Below are 19,575 nucleotides of genomic sequence, written 5' to 3'. Positions count from 1 at the left end.
TGAATGGCCGCTTGCCCGAAGGCGGCGACCGGCATCGGCAAAGGCCTGCTCTCGATCCGGCTTCGTTCCGAGGGTGAAAACCCTGCGGCGCGCCGGTCGGGACCTAGGCTTCGCGGCCTCGCATAACGATGTCAAATCCTGGCATTCGGTCCTCCCTAAAGGGAATCGCGGAGAGGTCCTTATAGAGATGCCTCATCGCATCGCCAAGGCTGGCAGTCGCCAAAACGGCATCTGGTCCAAGCACTGGGATAAATTTGCAACAACGGCAATGGCGCTTGGTCAGCGGATCGGCTTACGATCGAGGCGCATGTACCGGCCATCGGTCGATGCCTTGAATCCCAGTCTTTCATAAACCCCATGCGCGTCGCTGGTCGACAGGCTCCAGTGCGAAACGCTACCGAGCTCGGGGTGATCGATCAGCGCCTGCACCAGCCGCGAGCCGATGCCCTGCCCGCGATGCTGCGGCCAGACGATGATATCGGCCAGATAGGCAAACACTGTGCGGTCGGTGATCGCCCGGCCGAAGCCGACCTGTTTACCTTCGACATAAGCGCCGACGCAGAGCGAATTCGCGAAGGCGCGGCGGTGGGTCTCGTCACTGCGCCCGCCGCCCCAATAGCTTGCCATCAACAGGTCGGATGTCGCCCTGAAGTCGATCCGTGACAGGTCGAAGCTGATTTCACACTCAGGCATCGCTACCCTCGCCTGCGGCATGACGCGAATTTTCGGCCGGAACGGTGTCTAGCCGCGGTCCCTAAACCGGTTGGTGATGGGATAACGGCGGTCGCGGCCGAAATTCTTCCTGGTGATCTTCACGCCGGGCGCCGCCTGCCGGCGTTTGTATTCGGCGACGTAGAGCAGGTGCTCGATGCGCATCACCGTCGCCCGGTCATGGCCGCGCGCGACGATGTCGTCGACGCCCATCTCGTTCTCGACCAGGCATTCGAGGATGTCGTCCAGCACCGGATAGGGCGGCAGCGAATCCTGATCGGTCTGGTTCTCGCGCAGTTCCGCCGACGGCGCCTTGTCGATGATGTTCTTCGGGATCACCTCGCCCGACGGTCCGAGCGCGCCCGGCGGCACGTGGCTGTTGCGCCAGCGCGACAGTGCATAGACCTGCATCTTGTACAGGTCCTTGATCGGATTGAAGCCCCCATTCATGTCGCCATAGAGCGTTGCATAGCCGACCGACATCTCGCTCTTGTTGCCTGTCGTAACCACCATCGAGCCGAATTTGTTGGAAATCGCCATCAGGATGGTGCCGCGCGCGCGGCTCTGCAAGTTCTCCTCGGTGATGCCTTCCTTGGTGCCTTCGAAAAGCTGCGTCAGCGCATGAAGGAAACCTTCGACCGGCTCGAAGATCGGCACGATGTCATAGCGGCAGCCGAGTGCGCGGGCACAGTCCTCGGCATCCCTAAGCGAATCCTTCGACGTATAGCGGTAAGGCATCATCACCGCGCGCAGCCGCTCCTCGCCCAGCGCATCGACGGCAAGGGCCGCGCAGATGGCCGAATCGATGCCGCCCGACAGGCCGAGCACGACGTTCTTGAAACCGTTCTTGTTGACGTAGTCGCGCAAGCCCAGCATGCAGGCGCGATAGTCGGCCTCCTCCCGTTCGGGGATCTTCGACATCGGTCCTTCCGAACAGACCCAGTTTTCGCCCTGTCTCCTCCAGGTGGTGATGTCGACCGCCTCCTCGAACTGGCTCATCTGGAAAGCAAGCCGCTTGTCGGCACCTATGGCAAACGACGCGCCGTCGAAGATCAGCTCGTCCTGGCCGCCGAGCTGGTTTGCATAGATCATCGGCAGCCCGCATTCGATGACTTGGCGGATGACGACCTGGTGGCGCACATCGATCTTGGCGCGGTAATAGGGCGAACCGTTCGGCACCAGCAGGATTTCCGCGCCGCTCTCGGCCAGCGTCTCGCAGACGCCGATGTCGCCCCAGATGTCCTCGCAGATCGGGATTCCCAGACGCACGCCGCGGAAATTGACAGGCCCCTGGATCTCCGGTCCGGCCTGGAAGACGCGCTTCTCGTCGAACTCGCCATAATTCGGCAGATCGAGCTTATAGCGCTCGGCGATGATCTTGCCCCCATCGGCGAAGACGATCGAGTTGTGGGTTCCGGTCTTGCGCTTCAGCGGCGTGCCGATGATGACGCCGGGACCGCCATCGGCGGTGTCGGCGGCGATCTCCTGCGCGGCCCGCTCGCAGGCCTTCAGGAAGGCGGGCTTCAGCACCAGATCCTCAGGCGGATAGCCGGCGAGGAAAAGCTCGGTATAGAGCACGAGATCGGCGCCTTGACGCGCGGCATCCGCCCTCGCCTCGCGGGCCTTGGCGAGATTGCCGGCGACGTCGCCGACTGTCGGATTGAGCTGGGCAACGGCGATGCGCAGTATGTCGGGCTTCTTGGTCATGCTGCTGACTTAGCGCGGCAAAATTCGCCCCGCAATGGCGTTTGCTTGGGCCAATTTCGACATCAGTCGTTGCCCATATAGTCGCGCAGCGCCTGCGGCGAATGGTTCTCCCCGATCGACATCGCCAGGATGCGCGAAATGTGCCGGCGCGGCAGGCCGGTATCCGCAACCCAACGGTTGACCTGGGCCTGGATCTTGTCGAGATCCTTCTTCGACGTCGGTCTTTCGGCGATATCGAGCCCGGCATCGCGAAGGGCGGCCGCCATGTCGGCCGAAATGACGAAGGCATCCCAGCCCAGCCAGCGCAGGAAATACTGGCCGGTATTGCCGCCGAGCCGGCTCCCATGCTTGCCGAGATAGGCCATCAGCCCGACCTGGTCGTCGGCGGGCCACTCGGCGAGGAATGTGCCGAAGCCGCCATGCTCTTTTGACACGCGCTCGACGAAGGCGGCGTTGTCGCGAACGGATTTGATCTTCTGTGGATTGCGCACGATGCGCTGGTCGGACGCCAATTCGTGCCAGAAATCGTCTGGCTGGAACAGCAACCGCTTCGGCTCGAAGCGCAGGAACGCCTCTTCGAATCCGGGCCATTTCTGCTCGATGACGCGCCAGACGAAACCGGCGGCGAAGACGCGCTCGGCCATCGTCGACAGAATACGGTCGTCCCCTATATCGGCCACGGCGGCGTTGTCGGGAATCGGCCCGAGCAGCGAGACCAGTTCCTCCTCGCCGCCCTTGCGCTTTGCGGCGCAAGCGCGAATTTTCTTGAAGTCGACCATAAGTCCCTCCGGTTCCCATCAAATCTAGCACTTCCCGCGCGGCCCGGCAGCCTCTACCTCTATCGCCAGCCAAGCCCTTGGAGACGGCCATGAACAAGACGATCGACGATCTGGCGAACCGCTGGCTGAGACGAAAGCCGGACGGTCTCAGTGCCCTGGAGAACCGGGTGCTGCAGTCGACGCTCGAGCGCACAACGATCTCCAGGGACACCAACAAGGCCGTCGCCTTCCACCAGACCTTTGGCGACCGCCTTGCCGATAGCATTGCCCGCATCGGCGGTTCCTGGTCGTTCATCCTTGGCTTCATTGCCTTCCTGATCGTCTGGACATCAGCCAATGCCTGGCTTCTGGCGCGCGACGCCTTCGATCCCTACCCGTTCATCTTCCTCAATCTCGTCCTGTCCATGGTCGCGGCGCTGCAGGCGCCGGTGATCATGATGGCGCAGAACCGCCAGACCGAGCGCGACCGCATCGATGCCGCCCACGACTACGAGGTCAATCTGAAGGCCGAGATCGAGATCATGGCGCTGCATGAAAAGCTGGACGAAATGCGCCACGGCCAGATCATCGGCATGCGCGACGAGATCGTGCGGCTGACCGAACTGGTCAAGCGGATCGACGAGAGGCTGTCGCAGCAATCGCCGTCATGAGCGACGCGATCCATCATTTCATCGAACAATACGGGCTGATCGCCGTTTTTCTGGGCTGTGTCGCCGAGGGCGAGAGTGCCGCCATACTCGGCGGCTTCTTCGCCCATCAGCATATCTTCGTCCTCTGGCAGACTGTCGTCGTGGCAGCGCTTGGGGCCTTCGCCGGCGACACCTGCTTCTTCATCCTGGGGAGAAGTTTCGCGGACCATCGCTATGTCGTCGGGTTGCGCAAGCGGCCCGGCTTCCGCCGCGCCTATCGTCTGCTCAACACCCATCCCAACATCTTCGTGCTGTCGAACCGCTACGTCTATGGCATGCGCCTGGTCGGTGGCATCGCGGCCGGCCTGTCGAACATCGCAGCACCCCGCTTCATCGTCTTGAACGCCATTTCCTCGGCGGTCTGGGCGGTGCTGTTCAGCACCATCGGCTATGTCTTCGGGTTGGGCGCCGAGCATTTCATCGGCCAGGCGCTGCTTCGCCATGAGCGGATATTGGTGGGCCTGGCTATCGGCCTGGCCGTGGCCGTACTCGCCTGGCTCATCGCCCGCCATTTCGCCCGAAAGGAATGCGCCAGGGAAAACTGACCGCCGGCCGGCGGTCGAAAGCTCAGATCGGCAGCCCGACGATACGCTCGATGATCGCGATGCCCCAGACGCCGGCGACGATCGCCACGGAGATCAGTACCGCCAGCGAACCGCAGTCCTTGGCCAGCTGGATGTCGACATTGAATTCGCGGCTAAAGGCATCGCAGGCCGCTTCGATGCCGGTGTTCAGCACCTCGACCATGATCAGGAGCAGCACCGCGCCGATCAGCAGCGCGTAGCCGCGCCACGACACCGAAACGAACCAGCCGATCGGAAGGGCAAGGGCGAGCAGCGCCAGCTCCTGCTGGAAAGCTTTTTCAGTTGCGGCCAGCTTGCGGAACGCCCGCAGCGAGTTGAAATAAGCGTCGATCAGCCGCTGCATGCCAAACCCCTTTGCGAATCACCGGCACGGGATAAAGCAATGGCCCGATCAATGGAATAAGCTGGCTCGCCCAAAATTCATTCGTCGGCGACCTTCACCGATGGGGTCGACTTCTCGAATTGAGGCAGCGCGTCGTCGATCGAATAATAATCGCCCTTGTCACCCACGAATATGTGGCATTGGCCCTCGAGGCCTGTCGGTTCATCGAACGATCCCGCCAGAACCGAAACATAGGCGTCGTCCCGCGGTTTCCAGAAAAGCAGCGATCCGCATGTCTTGCAAAAACCGCGCCCGGCGAAGGCGGACGCCTCATACCAGGTGATGTTGTCGGCGCCGTCGATATCAATATTGGCGTCCGGGACATTGGTTGCGGCATAGAAATGTCCACTCTGCTTGCGACATTGCGAGCAATGGCAATAGATGACGCCGCGCAACGGCCCTCGCGTCCTGAAGCGAACCGCTCCGCAGAGACACGATCCCGTATGATTTTCACTCATCGCACCATCCCAAAAGAAATCGCTGCTGACAGGATCCCAGCTTTTCGATGGCTGCGCGCAAGAAAATGCGACATGCATTTGGCACGCTCGGGAATTGTTTGTTCACGGATGAAGGCCTGTCCAGCCGGAATCAGCGAAAAACAGGCCGGATTCAGCGGATTAAGGAAACTTTAGCGCTGCTGCATCTATGATCCTCGCAAGCGAAAGTCGTGAGTGGGGACGCGCCTTCTTCGCAAGATGGACTGGAATGGCCAGCGTTCCCCAGGTCGGCGACATTGGATGCCTGCGAATGCAGCGTGTTCCCGGGGAAGAGTGAACAGAACATGCAGCCGGCAGCCGCCCAGAGCGAACGAAGCACCGATATTGCGAGCACCGTCCTCGCCACAATGCGCCAGCTCGGCGTGCTCGGCCTGCCACGCAATTACGAGATCTTCTACGAGGCCTTGAGCGGATCCAATCGCGAGCTCAGCCTTGCCGTCGTGTCGCTGAGCGGCCGACCGACACAGGACGACCTCGACCGGATCGGACGCGCCTTCTTTGCCCAGAACCATGGCTCCGGCATCGTCGAGCATGCCAGGGAAGTCATCGCCAATGAACTTGAGGACATCGCTTCGCTGCTGAGGAGCGAGCGCAGCCACATCGAGAAATACGGCAGGATCCTCAACGAAACGTCGAGCGGACTCGGCAGAAACAGCCTGCTGTCGCCGGATGTTCTGCAGAAGATCGTCAACGCCATGGCGGTCGCCACCAATTCGACGATCGATCATGGCCGGCAAGTTGCCTCGACGCTCAGCGACAAGACCGCGGAACTGGAAAGCGTCAAGTCGAAGCTCGAGGAATACAAGCGCCTGGCCGACACCGACCCCCTCACGCAAATCTGGAACCGTCGCGCCTTCGACAAGGAAATCACCAGGATCTACAACAGCAACAAAGGCATCCTGTTCAATGCATTGATCCTCGCCGACATCGATCGGTTCAAGGACATCAACGACAGGTACGGCCATCCCGTCGGCGACAAGATCCTCCAGATCATCGCCGATATATTCCAGACCAGCATTCGCGCCGACATGTTCGTCGCCCGCACCGGCGGCGAGGAATTCGCGCTGATCGTCGAGGGCGCAAGCGAGGACGCCACCTACGAAATCGCCGAACGCATTCGCGCGCTGATCGAGCAGTCGCCTTTCACTAGCAGCCAGACCGGCATGAATTACGGCACCGTCACCGTCTCGATGGGAATCTGCATGGCATCCGAAGCCGAGGGCCCTGAAGACCTCTACAGCAAGGCAGACCGGGCGCTTTACCGCTCAAAGGTCAGCGGCCGTAACCGCGTGACCAGGCATTCGGCAATGGCGGGCCGCGCCGGCAAGAGCTGGCTGCTCTACAAGCAAGACTGATTTTTCGGCAGGAAGCGCTTTTCCTGTGAACTGCTTTGGACGGGTCAGCCGTTGGCGACCTGCTTGTGTTGCACCGGGTGGCTTTTCTTGAGCAGGTCCGACACCAGGAACGCCAGTTCGATGGCCTGGTCGGCATTGAGGCGCGGGTCGCAATGGGTGTGATAGCGGTCCTGCAATTCCTCGGCGGTGATGGCGCGGGCGCCGCCGGTGCATTCAGTCACGTTCTTGCCGGTCATCTCGACATGGATGCCGCCCGGATGCGTGCCTTCGGCGCGGTGCACCTCGAAGAACGTCTGCACCTCCTTCAGGATGCGGTCGAACGGCCGCGTCTTGTAGCCGGCCGCTTCGATCGTATTGCCATGCATCGGGTCTGACGACCAGACGACGCTGCGGCCTTCCTTCTGCACCGCCCGCACCAGCTTCGGCAGATGCTCGGCGACCTTGTCGGAACCGAAGCGCGCGATCAGCGTCAGCCTGCCTGGCTCGTTCTCGGGGTTGAGCAGGTCGATCAGTTCCAGCAAGCCGTCCGGCGTCAGCGACGGGCCGCATTTCAGGCCGAGCGGGTTCTTGATGCCGCGGCAATATTCGACATGCGCATGGTCGGGCTGGCGGGTGCGGTCACCGATCCAGATCATGTGGCCAGACGTCGCGTACCAGTCGCCGGAGGTCGAATCGACACGCGTCAGCGCTTCCTCATAGCCGAGCAGCAGCGCCTCGTGGCTGGTATAGAAATCAGTCTCGCGCAGCGCGAAATTGGTTTCGGAGGTGATGCCGACCGCGCGCATGAAATCCATCGTCTCGGTGATGCGGTTGGCAAGCGACTCGTATTTTTCGGCCTGCGGGCTGTCGGAGACGAAGCCGAGCATCCAGCGATGCACATTCTCCAGGCTGGCGTAGCCGCCCTGCGCGAAGGCGCGCAAAAGATTGAGCGTTGCCGCCGACTGACGGTACGCCATTTCCTGGCGGGCAGGATCGGGAATGCGCGACTTGAGGTCGAATTCGATGCCATTGATGATGTCGCCGCGATAGCTCGGCAGCGTCACCTCGCCCTTGGTCTCGTTGTCGGACGAGCGTGGCTTGGCGAACTGGCCCGCAACGCGGCCGATCTTCACCACCGGCTGCGCACCGGCGAAGGTCAGCACCACCGACATTTGCAGGAAGACGCGGAAGAAGTCGCGGATGTTGTCCGCGCCATGTTCGGCAAAGCTCTCGGCGCAGTCGCCGCCCTGGAGCAGGAACGCCTCGCCGGCGGCAACGCTGGCCAGTTGCTTCTTCAGCTTGCGCGCCTCGCCGGCAAAAACCAGCGGCGGAAAGGTGGCGAGCTGGGCCTCCGTGTTCTTCAGCGCGGCAAGGTCCGGATAAGCAGGGACCTGCTTGATCGGCTTTGCCCTCCACGAATTCGGCGACCATTTCGTCATCGCTGCACCCAACGCTCTTTCCGGCGAGCACCCTCGCCCGCCATTTCCAGCCCCCTATGTGGGGTGGCGGCTCCATACACGAAGCCGATTTCCTATTCTAGACCGGAATTTCAGCGCTGGCGAATGGTGCGGACCGGCTACGCCGCCTTCTCCACCAGCCGCGCCAGTTGCGTCATGACGACAGCCGATCCGGCCAAACGCTTTTCCGCCGTTGGCCAGTCGCGGGTGAAGACGACGCTTTGGTCGGGTCGGATCTTGGCCAGCGAGCCCTGCTCGCCGATGAACTTGACCAATCCGACCGGGTTGGGGAATTCGCGCTTGCGGAAATGGATGACGACGCCCTTCGGCCCGGCGTCGAGCTTCTCGACATTGGCCTTGCGGCAGAGCGCCTTGATGAAGACGATCTTGAGGAGATGCTTCACCTCCTCCGGCATCGGGCCGAAACGGTCGATCAGCTCGGCGCCGAAAGCATCGATTTCCTCGGTGCTCTCGAGGTCGCCGAGACGCCGATAGAGCGCCAGCCTGAGCTGCAGGTCCGGCACATAGCTCTCCGGGATCATCACCGCCGTGCCGACGGCGATCTGCGGCGACCAGCCGCCATCCAGCACCTCGCCGGAATCCTTCACCTCCGCGACCGCCTCCTCCAGCATCTGCTGGTAGAGCTCGAAGCCGACTTCCTTGATGTGGCCGGACTGCTCTTCGCCGAGCAGATTGCCTGCGCCTCTAATATCGAGATCGTGGCTGGCGAGCTGGAAGCCGGCGCCCAGCGTGTCGAGCGACTGCAGCACTTTCAGTCGACGTTCGGCGGTGTCGGTCAGCTTGCGGTTGGCCGGCAGTGTGAACAGTGCGTAGGCGCGCACCTTCGAGCGCCCGACACGGCCGCGCAACTGATAGAGCTGCGACAGGCCGAACATGTCGGCGCGATGAACGATCAGCGTGTTGGCGGTCGGGATGTCGAGGCCGGATTCGACGATGGTGGTCGACAAGAGAACGTCGTACTGGCCGTCGTAGAAGGCGTTCATGATGTCGTCGAGTTCGCCCGGCGGCATCTGGCCATGGGCCACCGCCACCTTCAGTTCCGGCACGGATTGGTTCAGGAAATCATGGATTTCCGCCAGATCGCTGATGCGCGGCACGACATAGAAGGAATGGCCGCCGCGATAACGCTCGCGCAACAACGTCTCGCGAATGACCAGCGGATCGAAGGGCGAGATGAAGGTGCGCACCGCCATGCGGTCGACCGGCGGCGTGGCGATCAGCGACAGTTCGCGCACGCCGGTCAATGCCAGTTGCAGCGTGCGCGGGATAGGCGTCGCCGACAGCGTCAGCACGTGGACGTCGGTCTTCAGGTCCTTCAGCCGTTCCTTGTGCTTGACGCCAAAATGCTGCTCTTCATCGATGATCAGGAGGCCGAGATTCTTGAACGAGATCGCGCTGCCGAGCAGCGCGTGGGTGCCGACCACGATATCCACCGTCCCTTCGGCAATGCCCTTCTTGGTCTCTGCCAGATCCTTTGCGCCGACCAGCCGCGATGCCTGGGCGACGCGGATCGGCAGGCCGGAAAAGCGCTGCGAGAAGGTCTTGAAATGCTGGCGGGACAACAGGGTTGTCGGCACGACGACCGCCACCTGGAACCCTTCCATCGCCGCGATGAAGGCGGCGCGCAGCGCCACCTCGGTCTTGCCGAAACCGACATCGCCGCAGATCAGCCGGTCCATCGGCTTGCCGGCCGCCAGATCGTCCCTGACGGAATCGATCGCCGTCTGCTGGTCATCGGTCTCCTCATAGGGGAAGCGCGCGGCGAACTCGCCATAGAGGCCTTCCGCCGGCACCAGCGGGGGTGCAGCGCGCATCTGCCGTTCGGCGGCGATGCGGATCAACTGCCCGGCCATGTCGAGCAGGCGTTTCTTCAGCCGCGCCTTGCGCGATTGCCAGGCGCCGCCGCCGAGTTTGTCGAGTGTCGCCTCGGCTGTATCGGAGCCGTAGCGCGACAGGAGCTCGATGTTTTCCACCGGCAGGAACAGCCGGTCGTCGCCGGCATAGTGGATTTCCAGGCAATCATGCGGCGCCCCGACGGCTTCGATTGTGCGCAGGCCGATGAAGCGGCCAATGCCGTGGTCGGCATGGACGACGATGTCGCCAGCCGACAGGGCCGAGGCTTCGGCAATGAAGTCGGACGCGCGCTTCTTGCGCTTGGAGCGCCGGATCAGCCGGTCGCCCAAAATGTCCTGTTCGGCGACGACGACCAGTCTTTCGGTCTCGAAACCGGATTCCAGCGGCAGCACGGCCAACGCCGCCTGCCCCGGCTCGAGTTTCTCCGCCTCCGCCAAGGTCGCCACCGGCGCAAGATTGCCCAGACGATGTTCGGCGAGAATTTGGCCGAGCCGGTCGAGCGAGCCCTCGGTCCAGCCGGCGACAATGACGCGGCGGCGTGCCGCGCGTTCGTCGGCGATGTGCTTCACCGCCACGTCGAAGACATTGACGTTGGGGTCGGCGCGCTCTTCCGCGAAGCTGCGGCCATGGCGCGAGCCGGCGTGGAAGACCTTTCTCGCTCCCGCATCCGGTGCGTCGAAGGCGGTGAAGTCGATCGCTTCGCGCGGTCCGAGAGAAGCGACGAGATTTTCCGGCGAGAGGTAAAGCAGGTCCGGCGCCACCGGCTTGTAGGGCACCGCGTCCTTCAGCGCACCTTCGGCCTGCTTTTTGCGCGCCTCGTAGTGATCGAGGATCAGCGTGTGGCGTTCGGCAAGCGCTTCATGCGCCAGATGGTCGAAAACGACAGGCGTGTCCGGCAGATAGTCGAACACGGTCTCCAACCGCTCGTAGAAGAACGGCAGCCAATGTTCCATGCCCGCGAAGCGCCGACCTTCGCTGACCGCGGCGTAAAGCCCATCGTCACGCGACGGCGCGCCGAACGCTTCGATATAGGCGCGGCGGAAGCGGCTGATCGTCTCCGGCGTCAGCGCCACCTCGCTCATCGCCTGGAGCGCCATGGACTTGCGCTGCCCGGTGGTGCGCTGCGTGGCCACGTCGAAGACGCGGATCGATTCCAGCGTATCGCCGAAGAAATCCAGCCTCAGCGCCTCGGCCCAGCCGGGTGCGAAAAGGTCGAGGATGCCGCCGCGCACGGCGAACTCGCCGATGCCGCGCACCGTCGGCACCCGCTCGAAGCCCGATGTCTCCAGCCGCGACACCAGCGCGTTCATATCGACCTGGTTGCCAGGTTTGGCGTGGAAGGTCTGCGCCTCGATGAGATCCGCGGGCGGAATGCGCTGGAGCAGCGCATTGGCGGTGGTGAGAATGACGGCGCGATGCGGCTTCCTCGCCAGCGCGATCATGGCGGCGAGCGCGTCGAGCCGCCGGGCGGCCGCATCCGAGCCGGGCGAGACGCGGTCATAGGGCAGGCAGTCCCAGGCGGGCAGTTCCAGCACGGGCAGGCCGGGAGCGGCAAAGGCCAGCGCCTCTGTGATTGCCGGCAGGCGCTGCCCGTCGCGCGCCACGAACAGCACCGGCTTGTCGGGCGCGATCTCGTGCGCCGCCTGCACCAGCGCGAAGGCTTCATAGCCGTCGGCGACGCCGTCGACGATGAACTGGCCGGCACGGCCTTTCGGCAAGCCGATGGTGGGAATGAGGCTCATGGAAGCGTTCTTCAAAAGGTCATTGTCCGGCGTGAAGCCATGATTTTTTGCAGGACCGCACAATCAATTTCGGCGGAAACAGGACGTTCGCCGGTGATCAAGGGCAGGAACTCGGTGTCGGGAATATCGAGGAGCTTTTCATATTGGTCGATTTCATCGCCGGTCAAGGCGCCGATCTCAGCATCGGCGAAGGTGCCGAGGATAAGGTCCATCTCGCGCATGCCGCGGTGCCAGGAGCGGAACAAGAGCTTGCGGCGGCGGGCGTCGAGCCCCTCGCTTGATCGTTTCGTTCCCGTCATTGTGCCGCATCCTCGCTTGCTGCGGCGCATATAGCGTGGATAGAAGGGGCTGTCAGCCTTGCGCTGCAGCCGTCGCGACATAAGCTGACATCATGCGTCCTTCCATCCTTGACCCGCTTTTCGTCCCGATCACGTCGCTCGCCGGTGTCGGGCCGAAGGTCGGCGCGCTGATCGAAAAAGTCGTCGCGGCCGATCTCGGCGACCGAGCGGCGCGCGCCGGCGATCTTCTGTTCGTGCTGCCGCATACCGTCATCGACCGCCGCAACCGGCCGGGCATTGCCGGCTCGGCCGAAGGCGCCATCGTCACGCTCGACCTGCGCATCGACCGCCACCAGCCGCCGCCGCGCGGCAACAGGTCGGTGCCTTACCGGGTCTACGCCCATGACGATACCGGCGAAGTGGCGCTGACCTTCTTCCACGCCCATGCTGCCTATCTGGAAAAATCGATGCCTGTGGGCGAGCATGTCGTGGTCTCCGGACGCATGGAATGGTTCAACGGGCGCCCGACCATGGTCCACCCGGATCATATCGCCTTGGCCGGCGACGCCGAAAACCTGCCGCTGGTCGAGCCGGTCTATCCGCTCACGGCGGGGCTGTCCGGCAAGGTGCTGCGCCGCGCCATCGGCCAGGCGCTCGGCCGTCTGCCGGAACTGCCTGAGTGGCAGGATGGTGCTTTCATGCGCCGCCAGAGTTTCCCGTCTTTCGGTGACGCGCTGGCCCGCATCCATCATCCCGCGGACCCGATCGATGTCGCCATCGAAGGCGCCGCATGGCGGCGTCTTGCCTATGACGAGTTGCTGGCGGGCCAGGTGTCGCTGGCCCTGGTCCGGTCGAGGGTTCGCAGGCTGTCCGGCCGGCCACTCACCGGCGACGGCCAGGTCGTCGAGAAGCTGCGCGCGGCCTTGCCCTATTCGTTGACCGCGTCCCAGGAATTCGCGCTCGCCGAAATCAATGCCGACCTCGCCGACCCCGAGCGCATGCTGCGCCTCCTGCAAGGCGACGTCGGCTCCGGCAAGACGGTCGTTGCGCTGCTGGCCATGGCGCGTGCCGTCGAGGCTGGCGGCCAGGCTGCCCTGATGGCGCCGACAGAGATCCTGGCGCGCCAGCATCTGGCGACGATCGCTCCCTTGGCGGAACGGGCAGGCATGCGCACGGCCATCCTCACCGGTCGCGAAAAGGGCCGCGAACGCGCCGAAACGCTGGCGGGGCTGGCCGGCGGCGAGATCGACATCGTCATCGGCACGCACGCGCTGTTCCAGGAAACGGTGGCGTTCCACGACCTGGTCCTTGCCGTCGTTGACGAGCAGCATCGCTTCGGCGTTCACCAGCGGCTTGCCATCACCGCCAAGGGCGACGCGCCAGACATGCTGGTGATGACGGCAACCCCCATTCCGCGCACGCTGGTGCTGACCGCCTTCGGCGACATGGACGTCTCCAAGCTGACGGAAAAGCCGGCCGGCCGGCAGCCGATCCGCACCGTTACGCTGCCGCTTGAGCGGCTGGACGAACTCGTCGATCGCATGGTGGAAGCGGTGGCCGGCGGCCAGAAAATCTACTGGATATGCCCGCTTGTGGAAGAATCCGAAGAGATAAAGCTGATGTCGGCCGAGGACCGCTTTGCTTCCCTGAAGCCGCTGTTCGGCGACCGGATCGGCCTTGTCCACGGCCGCATGAAGGGCGCCGAGAAGGACGAAGCGATGCGCGCCTTCAAGCAGGGCGAGACACGTATCCTGATTGCCACAACCGTCATCGAGGTCGGCGTCGACGTGCCGGACGCGACCATCATGGTCATCGAACACGCCGAACGTTTCGGCCTCGCCCAGCTGCACCAGTTGCGCGGCCGCGTCGGGCGCGGCGACAAGCCTTCGTCCTGCGTGTTGCTCTACAAGGATCCGCTAGGCGAAACGGCCAAGCGGCGCCTGTCGGTGATGCGCGAGACCGAGGATGGTTTCGTGATCGCCGAGGAGGACCTGAAGCTGCGCGGCGAAGGCGAATTGCTTGGCACCCGTCAGTCCGGCACGCCGGGCTTCCAGGTCGCGCGCATCGAGGCGCATGCGGACCTGCTCGAAGCGGCCCGCGATGACGCAAGGCTGATCCTGTCACAGGATCCGGACCTGCAGACCGAGCGCGGCGAAGCGCTGCGCCTGCTGCTCTACTTGTTCGGCCGCGACGAGGCGGTGCGGCTCCTGCGGGCGGGATAAGGCCCGAGCGGCGGATTGGCCAGGGTGCCCGTGATCGGCTCGCCATTCAGCATCACCAGCTTCGTTTTCACCTCCGGCGCCACCAGCCCGGCCGAGACGATCAGCTTGGCGCCATCCTCGATCGTCATGTCGAGCAGCACGATGTCCGATTTCGGCACATACATCAGGAAGCCCGTCGTCGGATTGGGCGTGCAAGGCATGAAGACAGCGGTCAGCGGATCGCCTTCCTGGTCAAGCTTCTGGTTGATCTCGGTTTCCTTTTCGCTGGCCACGAACACCAGCGACCAGACCCCCTTGCGCGGATATTCGACCAAGCCGACCTGGCGGAACATGTCACCTTTGTTCGACAGCACGGTTTCGAAAATCTGCTTCAGCGAGCGATAGATGCCCCGCACCAGCGGCATGCGGCCAAGCAGGCGCTCGCCGAAATTGACGATGGCACGGCCGACGATATTGGCGGTCATGAACCCGATCAGCGTGATCAGGACGAGCGCCACGATCAGCCCGAACCCCGGAACCTGGAACGGCAGATAGGTATCGGGACTGTAGCGTGCCGGAATATAGGGTTTGACCCAGGAATCCACCCAACCGATGAAGGACCACGCGATATAGGCGGTGATCGCCAGCGGCGCGCAGACGACGAAGCCTGTGAGGAAATAGTTCCTCAGCCGGGTCATGCCGGAGGTCTTGAGAGCATCTGACATGGTTCACCGGGGCGCGAGTTGCAGCGCAAACATTAGTGAACCGGAAGGCGCTTTGGAACTGCGAAGTTTTTAAAGCACCTGTTTAAAAAACGCCTACTCCACCGTCACCGATTTCGCCAGATTGCGCGGCTGGTCGACGTCGGTGCCCATGAAAACGGCGGCGAAATAGGCCAGCATCTGGATCGGCAGCGCGTAGATGATCGGCGAGATGATTTCCGGCACGTCCGGAAGGATGATCGTCTCCATCGTCTTCACGCTCGCCTGCGCGGCGCCCTTGGCGTCGGTGATCAGGATGATCTTGCCGCCGCGCGCCGCCACCTCCTGCATGTTGGACACAGTCTTCTCGAAGATGCGGTCATGCGGCGCGATGACGATGACCGGCATGTTCTCGTCGATAAGCGCGATCGGCCCGTGCTTCAACTCGCCCGCGGCATAGCCCTCGGCGTGGATGTAGGAGATCTCCTTGAGCTTCAGCGCGCCTTCCATGGCGAGCGGGAAATTGGTGTCGCGTCCGAGATAGAGCACGTCCTTGTAGCGCGACAGGTCCCGCGCGATCCGTTCGATCTGCTCTTCGAGTTTGAGCACCTGGTTGGCATAGCGCGGCGCCTCGGAAAGCGCCCGCACCAGCGACTTTTCCTCGTCCCGCGAAATCGTACCGCGCGCCACGCCCGCCCGGACGGCGAGCGAGGCCAGCACCGACAACTGGCAGGTGAAGGCCTTGGTCGAGGCGACACCGATCTCCGGCCCGGCCAGCGTCGGCAAGATGACGTCGGATTCGCGCGCCATGGTCGATTCCCGCACGTTGACGACGGCGCCGATCTTCATGCCGGCCTTGCGGCAATAGCGCAGCGAGGCCAGCGTGTCGGCGGTCTCGCCCGATTGCGAGATGAAGAAGGCGGCGTCGTTCTTCGACAGCGGCATTTCGCGGTAGCGAAATTCGGAGGCGACATCGATGTCGACCGGCAGCCGAGCGTAGCGCTCGAACCAGTATTTGCTGATCAGTCCGGCGAGATAGGCGGTACCGCAGGCCGAAATCGCCAGCCGGTTAATCGTAGCAAAGTCGAACGGCAGGTCGAGCGGCTTGGAGACGCCGGAAACAAAATCGACATAATGCGCCAGCGTGTGCGAGATCACCTCCGGCTGCTCATGGATTTCCTTCTCCATGAAGTGGCGGCGATTGCCCTTGTCGACCATGAAGCTGGTCGAGAGCGACTGCTGGCGCTTGCGGTCGACCTTTTCGCCGTCGATGTCGAAGATGGCGACACCGCTGCGGCGCACCACCGCCCAGTCGCCGTCTTCCAGATAGGTGATCGAATTGGTGAACGGGGCAAGCGCGATGGCGTCGGAGCCCAGGAACATCTCGCCGTCGCCATGGCCGACCGCCAGCGGCGGGCCGTTGCGGGCGCCGACGATGAGGTCCTCGTCGCCCGTGAACATGATCGCCAGCGCAAAGGCGCCTTCCAGCCGCTTGAGCGCCTTGTGCGCGGCATCGACCGGCTTCAAGCCTTTGGCGACTTCCCGCGCCACCAGATGCGCGACGACCTCGGTGTCGGTCTGCGACGAGAAGGAATAGCCGTCGCGGATCAGTTCGTCGCGCAGCTCGGCGAAATTCTCGATGATGCCGTTGTGGACGATGGCGACGCCATTGGAGAAATGCGGGTGCGCGTTGGTCTCGTTCGGCACGCCATGCGTGGCCCAGCGGGTGTGACCGATGCCGATCGTGCCGTCGAGCGGCTCGTCCTTCAGCCTGCGCTCGAGATTGACCAGCTTGCCTTCGGCGCGGCGGCGGCCAAGCGCCCCCTTCTCTATGGTGGCGACGCCGGCCGAATCGTAGCCTCGATATTCAAGCCGCTTCAGCGCATCGACGATGAGCGGCGCAACCTGCGAATGGCCGACAATTCCAACGATACCGCACATGCAGACAGTCCCCAATCCCCGGGAGAACCCGGCGCTATCTACGGATTGCCGGGCTCTCGCGAAAGTTACTTTGCGTTTCGTTCCGTGTAATGGGAACAGTCTCGTACGCATGCATCATGACACAGCGCACTTGCAATCCAGTTACTGCAATCGTTCAGTTTTTGAAGACCGGTTTTACCTCTTTTTGGCAACCGCGGCCGACGCGAAGCGCTCGCGCAATTCCTTGCCTTTGCCGGGGATCGTCTTCTGGCGGGCACGCCCGAAGGCCAGCGCATCGTCGGGCACGCTTTCGGTGATGACGCTGCCCGAGGCGATATAGCCGCCCTTGCCAATGGTGACCGGCGCGACAAGCGAGGAATTCGATCCGACAAAGGCGCCCTCGCCGATATCGGTGAAGTGCTTCAGATAGCCGTCATAATTGCAGGTGATCGTGCCGGCGCCGATGTTGGCCCCGGCGCCCACCCGCGCGTCGCCGATATAGGTCAAATGGTTGACCTTGGCGCCCTCCTCGATGACGGCCTGCTTGACCTCGCAGAAATTGCCGACCTTGGCTTTCTGTTTGAGATCGGCGCCCGGCCGCAGCCGCGCGAAGGGGCCGACATCGCAATGAGCGGCGACGATGGCGCCTTCGATATGGCTGAAGGCGTGAATCCTGGCGCCGCCTGCAATCTTCACACCGGGCCCGAACCAGACGTTCGGCTCGACAATAGTATCGGCGCCGATCTCGGTGTCGTGCGAGAAATACACCGTTTCTGGTGCGATCAGCGTCACGCCCGAAAGCATCGCTTCCTGCCGGCGGCGTGCCTGCCAGATGCCTTCGGCCTGCGCCAGCTCGGCGCGGTTGTTGATGCCGAGCGCATTCTCGAAGCTGGCTTCGGTGGCGACGACATCGAGGCCCTGGTTGCTGGCAAGCTCGACGATATCGGTGAGATAGTATTCGCCCTTGGCGTTCCTGTTGCCAACCGCATCGAGCAGTTTCAGGGCCTGAGCGCCGGCCACCGCCATCATGCCGGCATTGCAGAAACCGATCTTTTTCTCCTCCTCGGAGCAGTCCTTTTCCTCGCGGATGGCAATCAGCTTGCCGCTCTTTTCGATCAGCCTGCCATAACCGGTCGGATTGGGCGGCCGAAAACCGATCACCACGACGGCGGCTCCTTCCGCCAATCTCAACCGCGCCACGGTCAGAGCATCCGCATCGATCAGCGGCGTGTCGCCGAACATCACCAGCACATCGTCGTAACCTTTTGATATAGCAGCGCGCGCGGCAAGCACCGCATGCGCAGTGCCGAGGCGTTTTTCCTGCACGAAAGCCTCTACCTCCGGCGCGAATTTCTGCGCCGCCTTGCGCATCTCCTCGGCGCCGTGGCCGATCACCAGCGCAAGGTCGCCGGCGCCCGCTGCCTCGGCCGCCTTGACCACATGCGCGACCATCGGCAGCCCGGCGATCTGGTGCAGCACCTTGGGCAGCGCGCTCTTCATGCGCGTGCCTTCGCCGGCGGCGAGGATGACGGATAGGCATGTTCTCTGGTTCATGGAAGGACAACCATAGGAAAAGCGTTGGGGATCAAATCATGCTAGCAGTGGGCGCCATGCTGCACCAATGCGGTTAAATTCCGGTGAGATGGTGAGCAGCCGACTCTTAATCAGCGGGTCACAGGTTCAATCTTGTGCGCACCCGATACCGACAGCCTTATCCCAGCCGGCCCAGCAGCGGAAAATTCTCCAGCAGCCAATACGACACGGCCTGCACCCCGCCGGTGAGGAAAAACACGCCGGCGACGACCAGCAATGCGCCGATCGCCTTCTCGACGCGGCCGAGATGGACGCGGAATTTGCCGAGGAAACGCATGAAGGCGCCGGAAAACAGTGCCGCGATCAGGAATGGGATACCGAGGCCGAGCGAATAGGCGGCGAGCAGCAATGCGCCTTCGCCCACTGTCTCGCGGCCGCCGGCCAGCGTCAGGATCGGCCCCAGCACCGGGCCGATGCACGGCGTCCAGCCGAAGGCGAAGGCCAGTCCCATGACATAGGCCGCGACCGCGCTTGCCGGTTTGCCCTGCGACTGGAAACGCGCCTCGCGCGACAAAAGCGGAATGCGCAGGATGCCGAGGAAATTCAGCCCCATCAGGATGATCAGCACGCCGGCGCCCATTGCCAGCGGCTCCTGCCAGACGCGCAGGAGGCGGCCGATGCTCGAGGCGCCGGCGCCCAGCGCGACGAACACGGTCGAGAAGCCGAGCACGAAGGCAATCGAGGAATAAAGCAGCGCGGTACGGGCGCCGGCTTTGGCGGCTGCCCCGGCATTGCCGCGAAAATCGTCGACCGACACGCCGGCCATGTAGCAGAGATAGGGCGGCACCAGCGGCAGCACGCAAGGCGACAGGAACGAGATCGCCCCTGCCCCGACCGCGCTGACATAGCCTATATCGAGTGCCATTCCAGAACTCCGACTTTACGGCGCCGATATAGCGACGCCCGGGCCCCTCTGCCAATCACCATTGTGTTGGCATGCCCGGGAATAAACGTCGGTACCTGCGCGTTGATCGAGCGAGGCCGCGATTGCCGCGCATCCTCGGATCAGCAGGGAGATTTCGATGAAAACCGTGACACTAGGGTTGGCCGCGCTTTTGCTCAGCACCGCCGCGTCTTTCGCAGCAGAGGCCTGGAAGGAGGCCGAGGTCGGCGGCACCAAGATCT

At 63.2% G+C, this 19,575-nt stretch carries 16 protein-coding genes; 4 read left to right on the top strand and 12 right to left on the bottom strand.

Annotated features, from left to right (window positions below; all coding sequences use genetic code 11):
• Window positions 1-279: 279 nt before the first annotated feature.
• From FJ979_RS27315 to FJ979_RS27305, 3 genes are all read right to left on the bottom strand, one after another.
• Window positions 280-693: a GNAT family N-acetyltransferase gene (locus FJ979_RS27315; protein ID WP_140498941.1), complete on the bottom strand. Its 414-nt coding sequence runs from the start codon at window positions 691-693 to the stop codon at window positions 280-282.
• A gap of 48 nt (window positions 694-741) precedes the next feature.
• On the bottom strand, window positions 742-2,418 hold the full coding sequence (locus tag FJ979_RS27310) for an NAD+ synthase (RefSeq protein WP_140584336.1): 1,677 nt from the start codon (window positions 2,416-2,418) through the stop codon (window positions 742-744).
• Between the two features lie 62 nt (window positions 2,419-2,480).
• Window positions 2,481-3,197 (bottom strand): DNA-3-methyladenine glycosylase I, encoded by a 717-nt coding sequence (locus FJ979_RS27305; RefSeq protein ID WP_140584335.1) that lies wholly within the window; start codon window positions 3,195-3,197, stop codon window positions 2,481-2,483.
• An 89-nt stretch (window positions 3,198-3,286) separates the two neighbouring features.
• On the opposite strand from FJ979_RS27305, the gene FJ979_RS27300 reads away from it, so the two are divergent.
• Window positions 3,287-3,847: a DUF1003 domain-containing protein gene (locus FJ979_RS27300; RefSeq protein WP_140498947.1), complete on the top strand. Its 561-nt coding sequence runs from the start codon at window positions 3,287-3,289 to the stop codon at window positions 3,845-3,847.
• Window positions 3,844-4,431, top strand: coding sequence for a DedA family protein (locus FJ979_RS27295; protein WP_140584334.1), 588 nt, complete (start codon window positions 3,844-3,846; stop codon window positions 4,429-4,431). The genes FJ979_RS27300 and FJ979_RS27295 overlap by 4 nt, the downstream gene beginning before the upstream one ends.
• Before the next feature lie 22 nt (window positions 4,432-4,453).
• Here FJ979_RS27295 and FJ979_RS27290 read toward each other — a convergent pair whose 3' ends face one another.
• Together FJ979_RS27290 and FJ979_RS27285 are read right to left on the bottom strand one after the other, a co-directional pair.
• A complete protein-coding gene (locus FJ979_RS27290; protein ID WP_140557810.1) occupies window positions 4,454-4,813 on the bottom strand; it encodes a diacylglycerol kinase in 360 nt (119 codons plus the stop codon).
• 77 nt (window positions 4,814-4,890) lie between these two features.
• On the bottom strand, window positions 4,891-5,310 hold the full coding sequence (locus tag FJ979_RS27285) for a GFA family protein (protein ID WP_140548150.1): 420 nt from the start codon (window positions 5,308-5,310) through the stop codon (window positions 4,891-4,893).
• 323 nt (window positions 5,311-5,633) lie between these two features.
• Here FJ979_RS27285 and FJ979_RS27280 point away from each other — a divergent pair, with 323 nt between their 5' ends.
• On the top strand, window positions 5,634-6,704 hold the full coding sequence (locus tag FJ979_RS27280; protein WP_140584333.1) for a diguanylate cyclase: 1,071 nt from the start codon (window positions 5,634-5,636) through the stop codon (window positions 6,702-6,704).
• A 44-nt stretch (window positions 6,705-6,748) separates the two neighbouring features.
• On the opposite strand, the gene FJ979_RS27275 is transcribed toward FJ979_RS27280, so the two are convergent.
• The 3 genes from FJ979_RS27275 to FJ979_RS27265 all read right to left on the bottom strand — a co-directional run bounded on the left by FJ979_RS27275 (window position 6,749) and on the right by FJ979_RS27265 (window position 12,056).
• Window positions 6,749-8,122: a 3-deoxy-7-phosphoheptulonate synthase class II gene (locus tag FJ979_RS27275; RefSeq protein WP_140515265.1), complete on the bottom strand. Its 1,374-nt coding sequence runs from the start codon at window positions 8,120-8,122 to the stop codon at window positions 6,749-6,751.
• A gap of 137 nt (window positions 8,123-8,259) precedes the next feature.
• Complete coding sequence (gene mfd, locus FJ979_RS27270) at window positions 8,260-11,757, bottom strand: transcription-repair coupling factor (protein WP_140560902.1); 3,498 nt, start codon at window positions 11,755-11,757, stop codon at window positions 8,260-8,262.
• An 11-nt stretch (window positions 11,758-11,768) separates the two neighbouring features.
• Window positions 11,769-12,056 carry a succinate dehydrogenase assembly factor 2 gene (locus tag FJ979_RS27265; RefSeq protein ID WP_140560962.1) on the bottom strand — a complete coding sequence of 96 codons (288 nt, stop codon included), beginning with the start codon at window positions 12,054-12,056 and terminating at the stop codon, window positions 11,769-11,771.
• A gap of 92 nt (window positions 12,057-12,148) precedes the next feature.
• Here FJ979_RS27265 and recG point away from each other — a divergent pair, with 92 nt between their 5' ends.
• On the top strand, window positions 12,149-14,257 hold the full coding sequence (gene recG, locus FJ979_RS27260) for an ATP-dependent DNA helicase RecG (protein ID WP_140498961.1): 2,109 nt from the start codon (window positions 12,149-12,151) through the stop codon (window positions 14,255-14,257).
• On the opposite strand, the gene FJ979_RS27255 is transcribed toward recG, so the two are convergent.
• From FJ979_RS27255 to FJ979_RS27240, 4 genes are all read right to left on the bottom strand, one after another.
• On the bottom strand, window positions 14,209-14,961 hold the full coding sequence (locus tag FJ979_RS27255; protein WP_140498963.1) for a DUF502 domain-containing protein: 753 nt from the start codon (window positions 14,959-14,961) through the stop codon (window positions 14,209-14,211). The genes recG and FJ979_RS27255 overlap by 49 nt on opposite strands.
• Window positions 14,962-15,054: 93 nt before the next feature.
• Window positions 15,055-16,878: a glutamine--fructose-6-phosphate transaminase (isomerizing) gene (gene glmS / locus FJ979_RS27250; RefSeq protein WP_140560900.1), complete on the bottom strand. Its 1,824-nt coding sequence runs from the start codon at window positions 16,876-16,878 to the stop codon at window positions 15,055-15,057.
• A gap of 174 nt (window positions 16,879-17,052) precedes the next feature.
• On the bottom strand, window positions 17,053-18,411 hold the full coding sequence (glmU, locus tag FJ979_RS27245; protein ID WP_140584332.1) for a bifunctional UDP-N-acetylglucosamine diphosphorylase/glucosamine-1-phosphate N-acetyltransferase GlmU: 1,359 nt from the start codon (window positions 18,409-18,411) through the stop codon (window positions 17,053-17,055).
• Between the two features lie 157 nt (window positions 18,412-18,568).
• A complete protein-coding gene (locus FJ979_RS27240) occupies window positions 18,569-19,315 on the bottom strand; it encodes a cytochrome c biogenesis CcdA family protein (protein ID WP_140498969.1) in 747 nt (248 codons plus the stop codon).
• Window positions 19,316-19,575 lie beyond the last annotated feature (260 nt).

The organism is Mesorhizobium sp. B1-1-6, from assembly GCF_006443035.1.
GTDB lineage: Bacteria > Pseudomonadota > Alphaproteobacteria > Rhizobiales > Rhizobiaceae > Mesorhizobium.
Note: the sequence above shows the minus strand (reverse complement) of the source record. Positions and strands in the feature narration are given on the sequence as shown.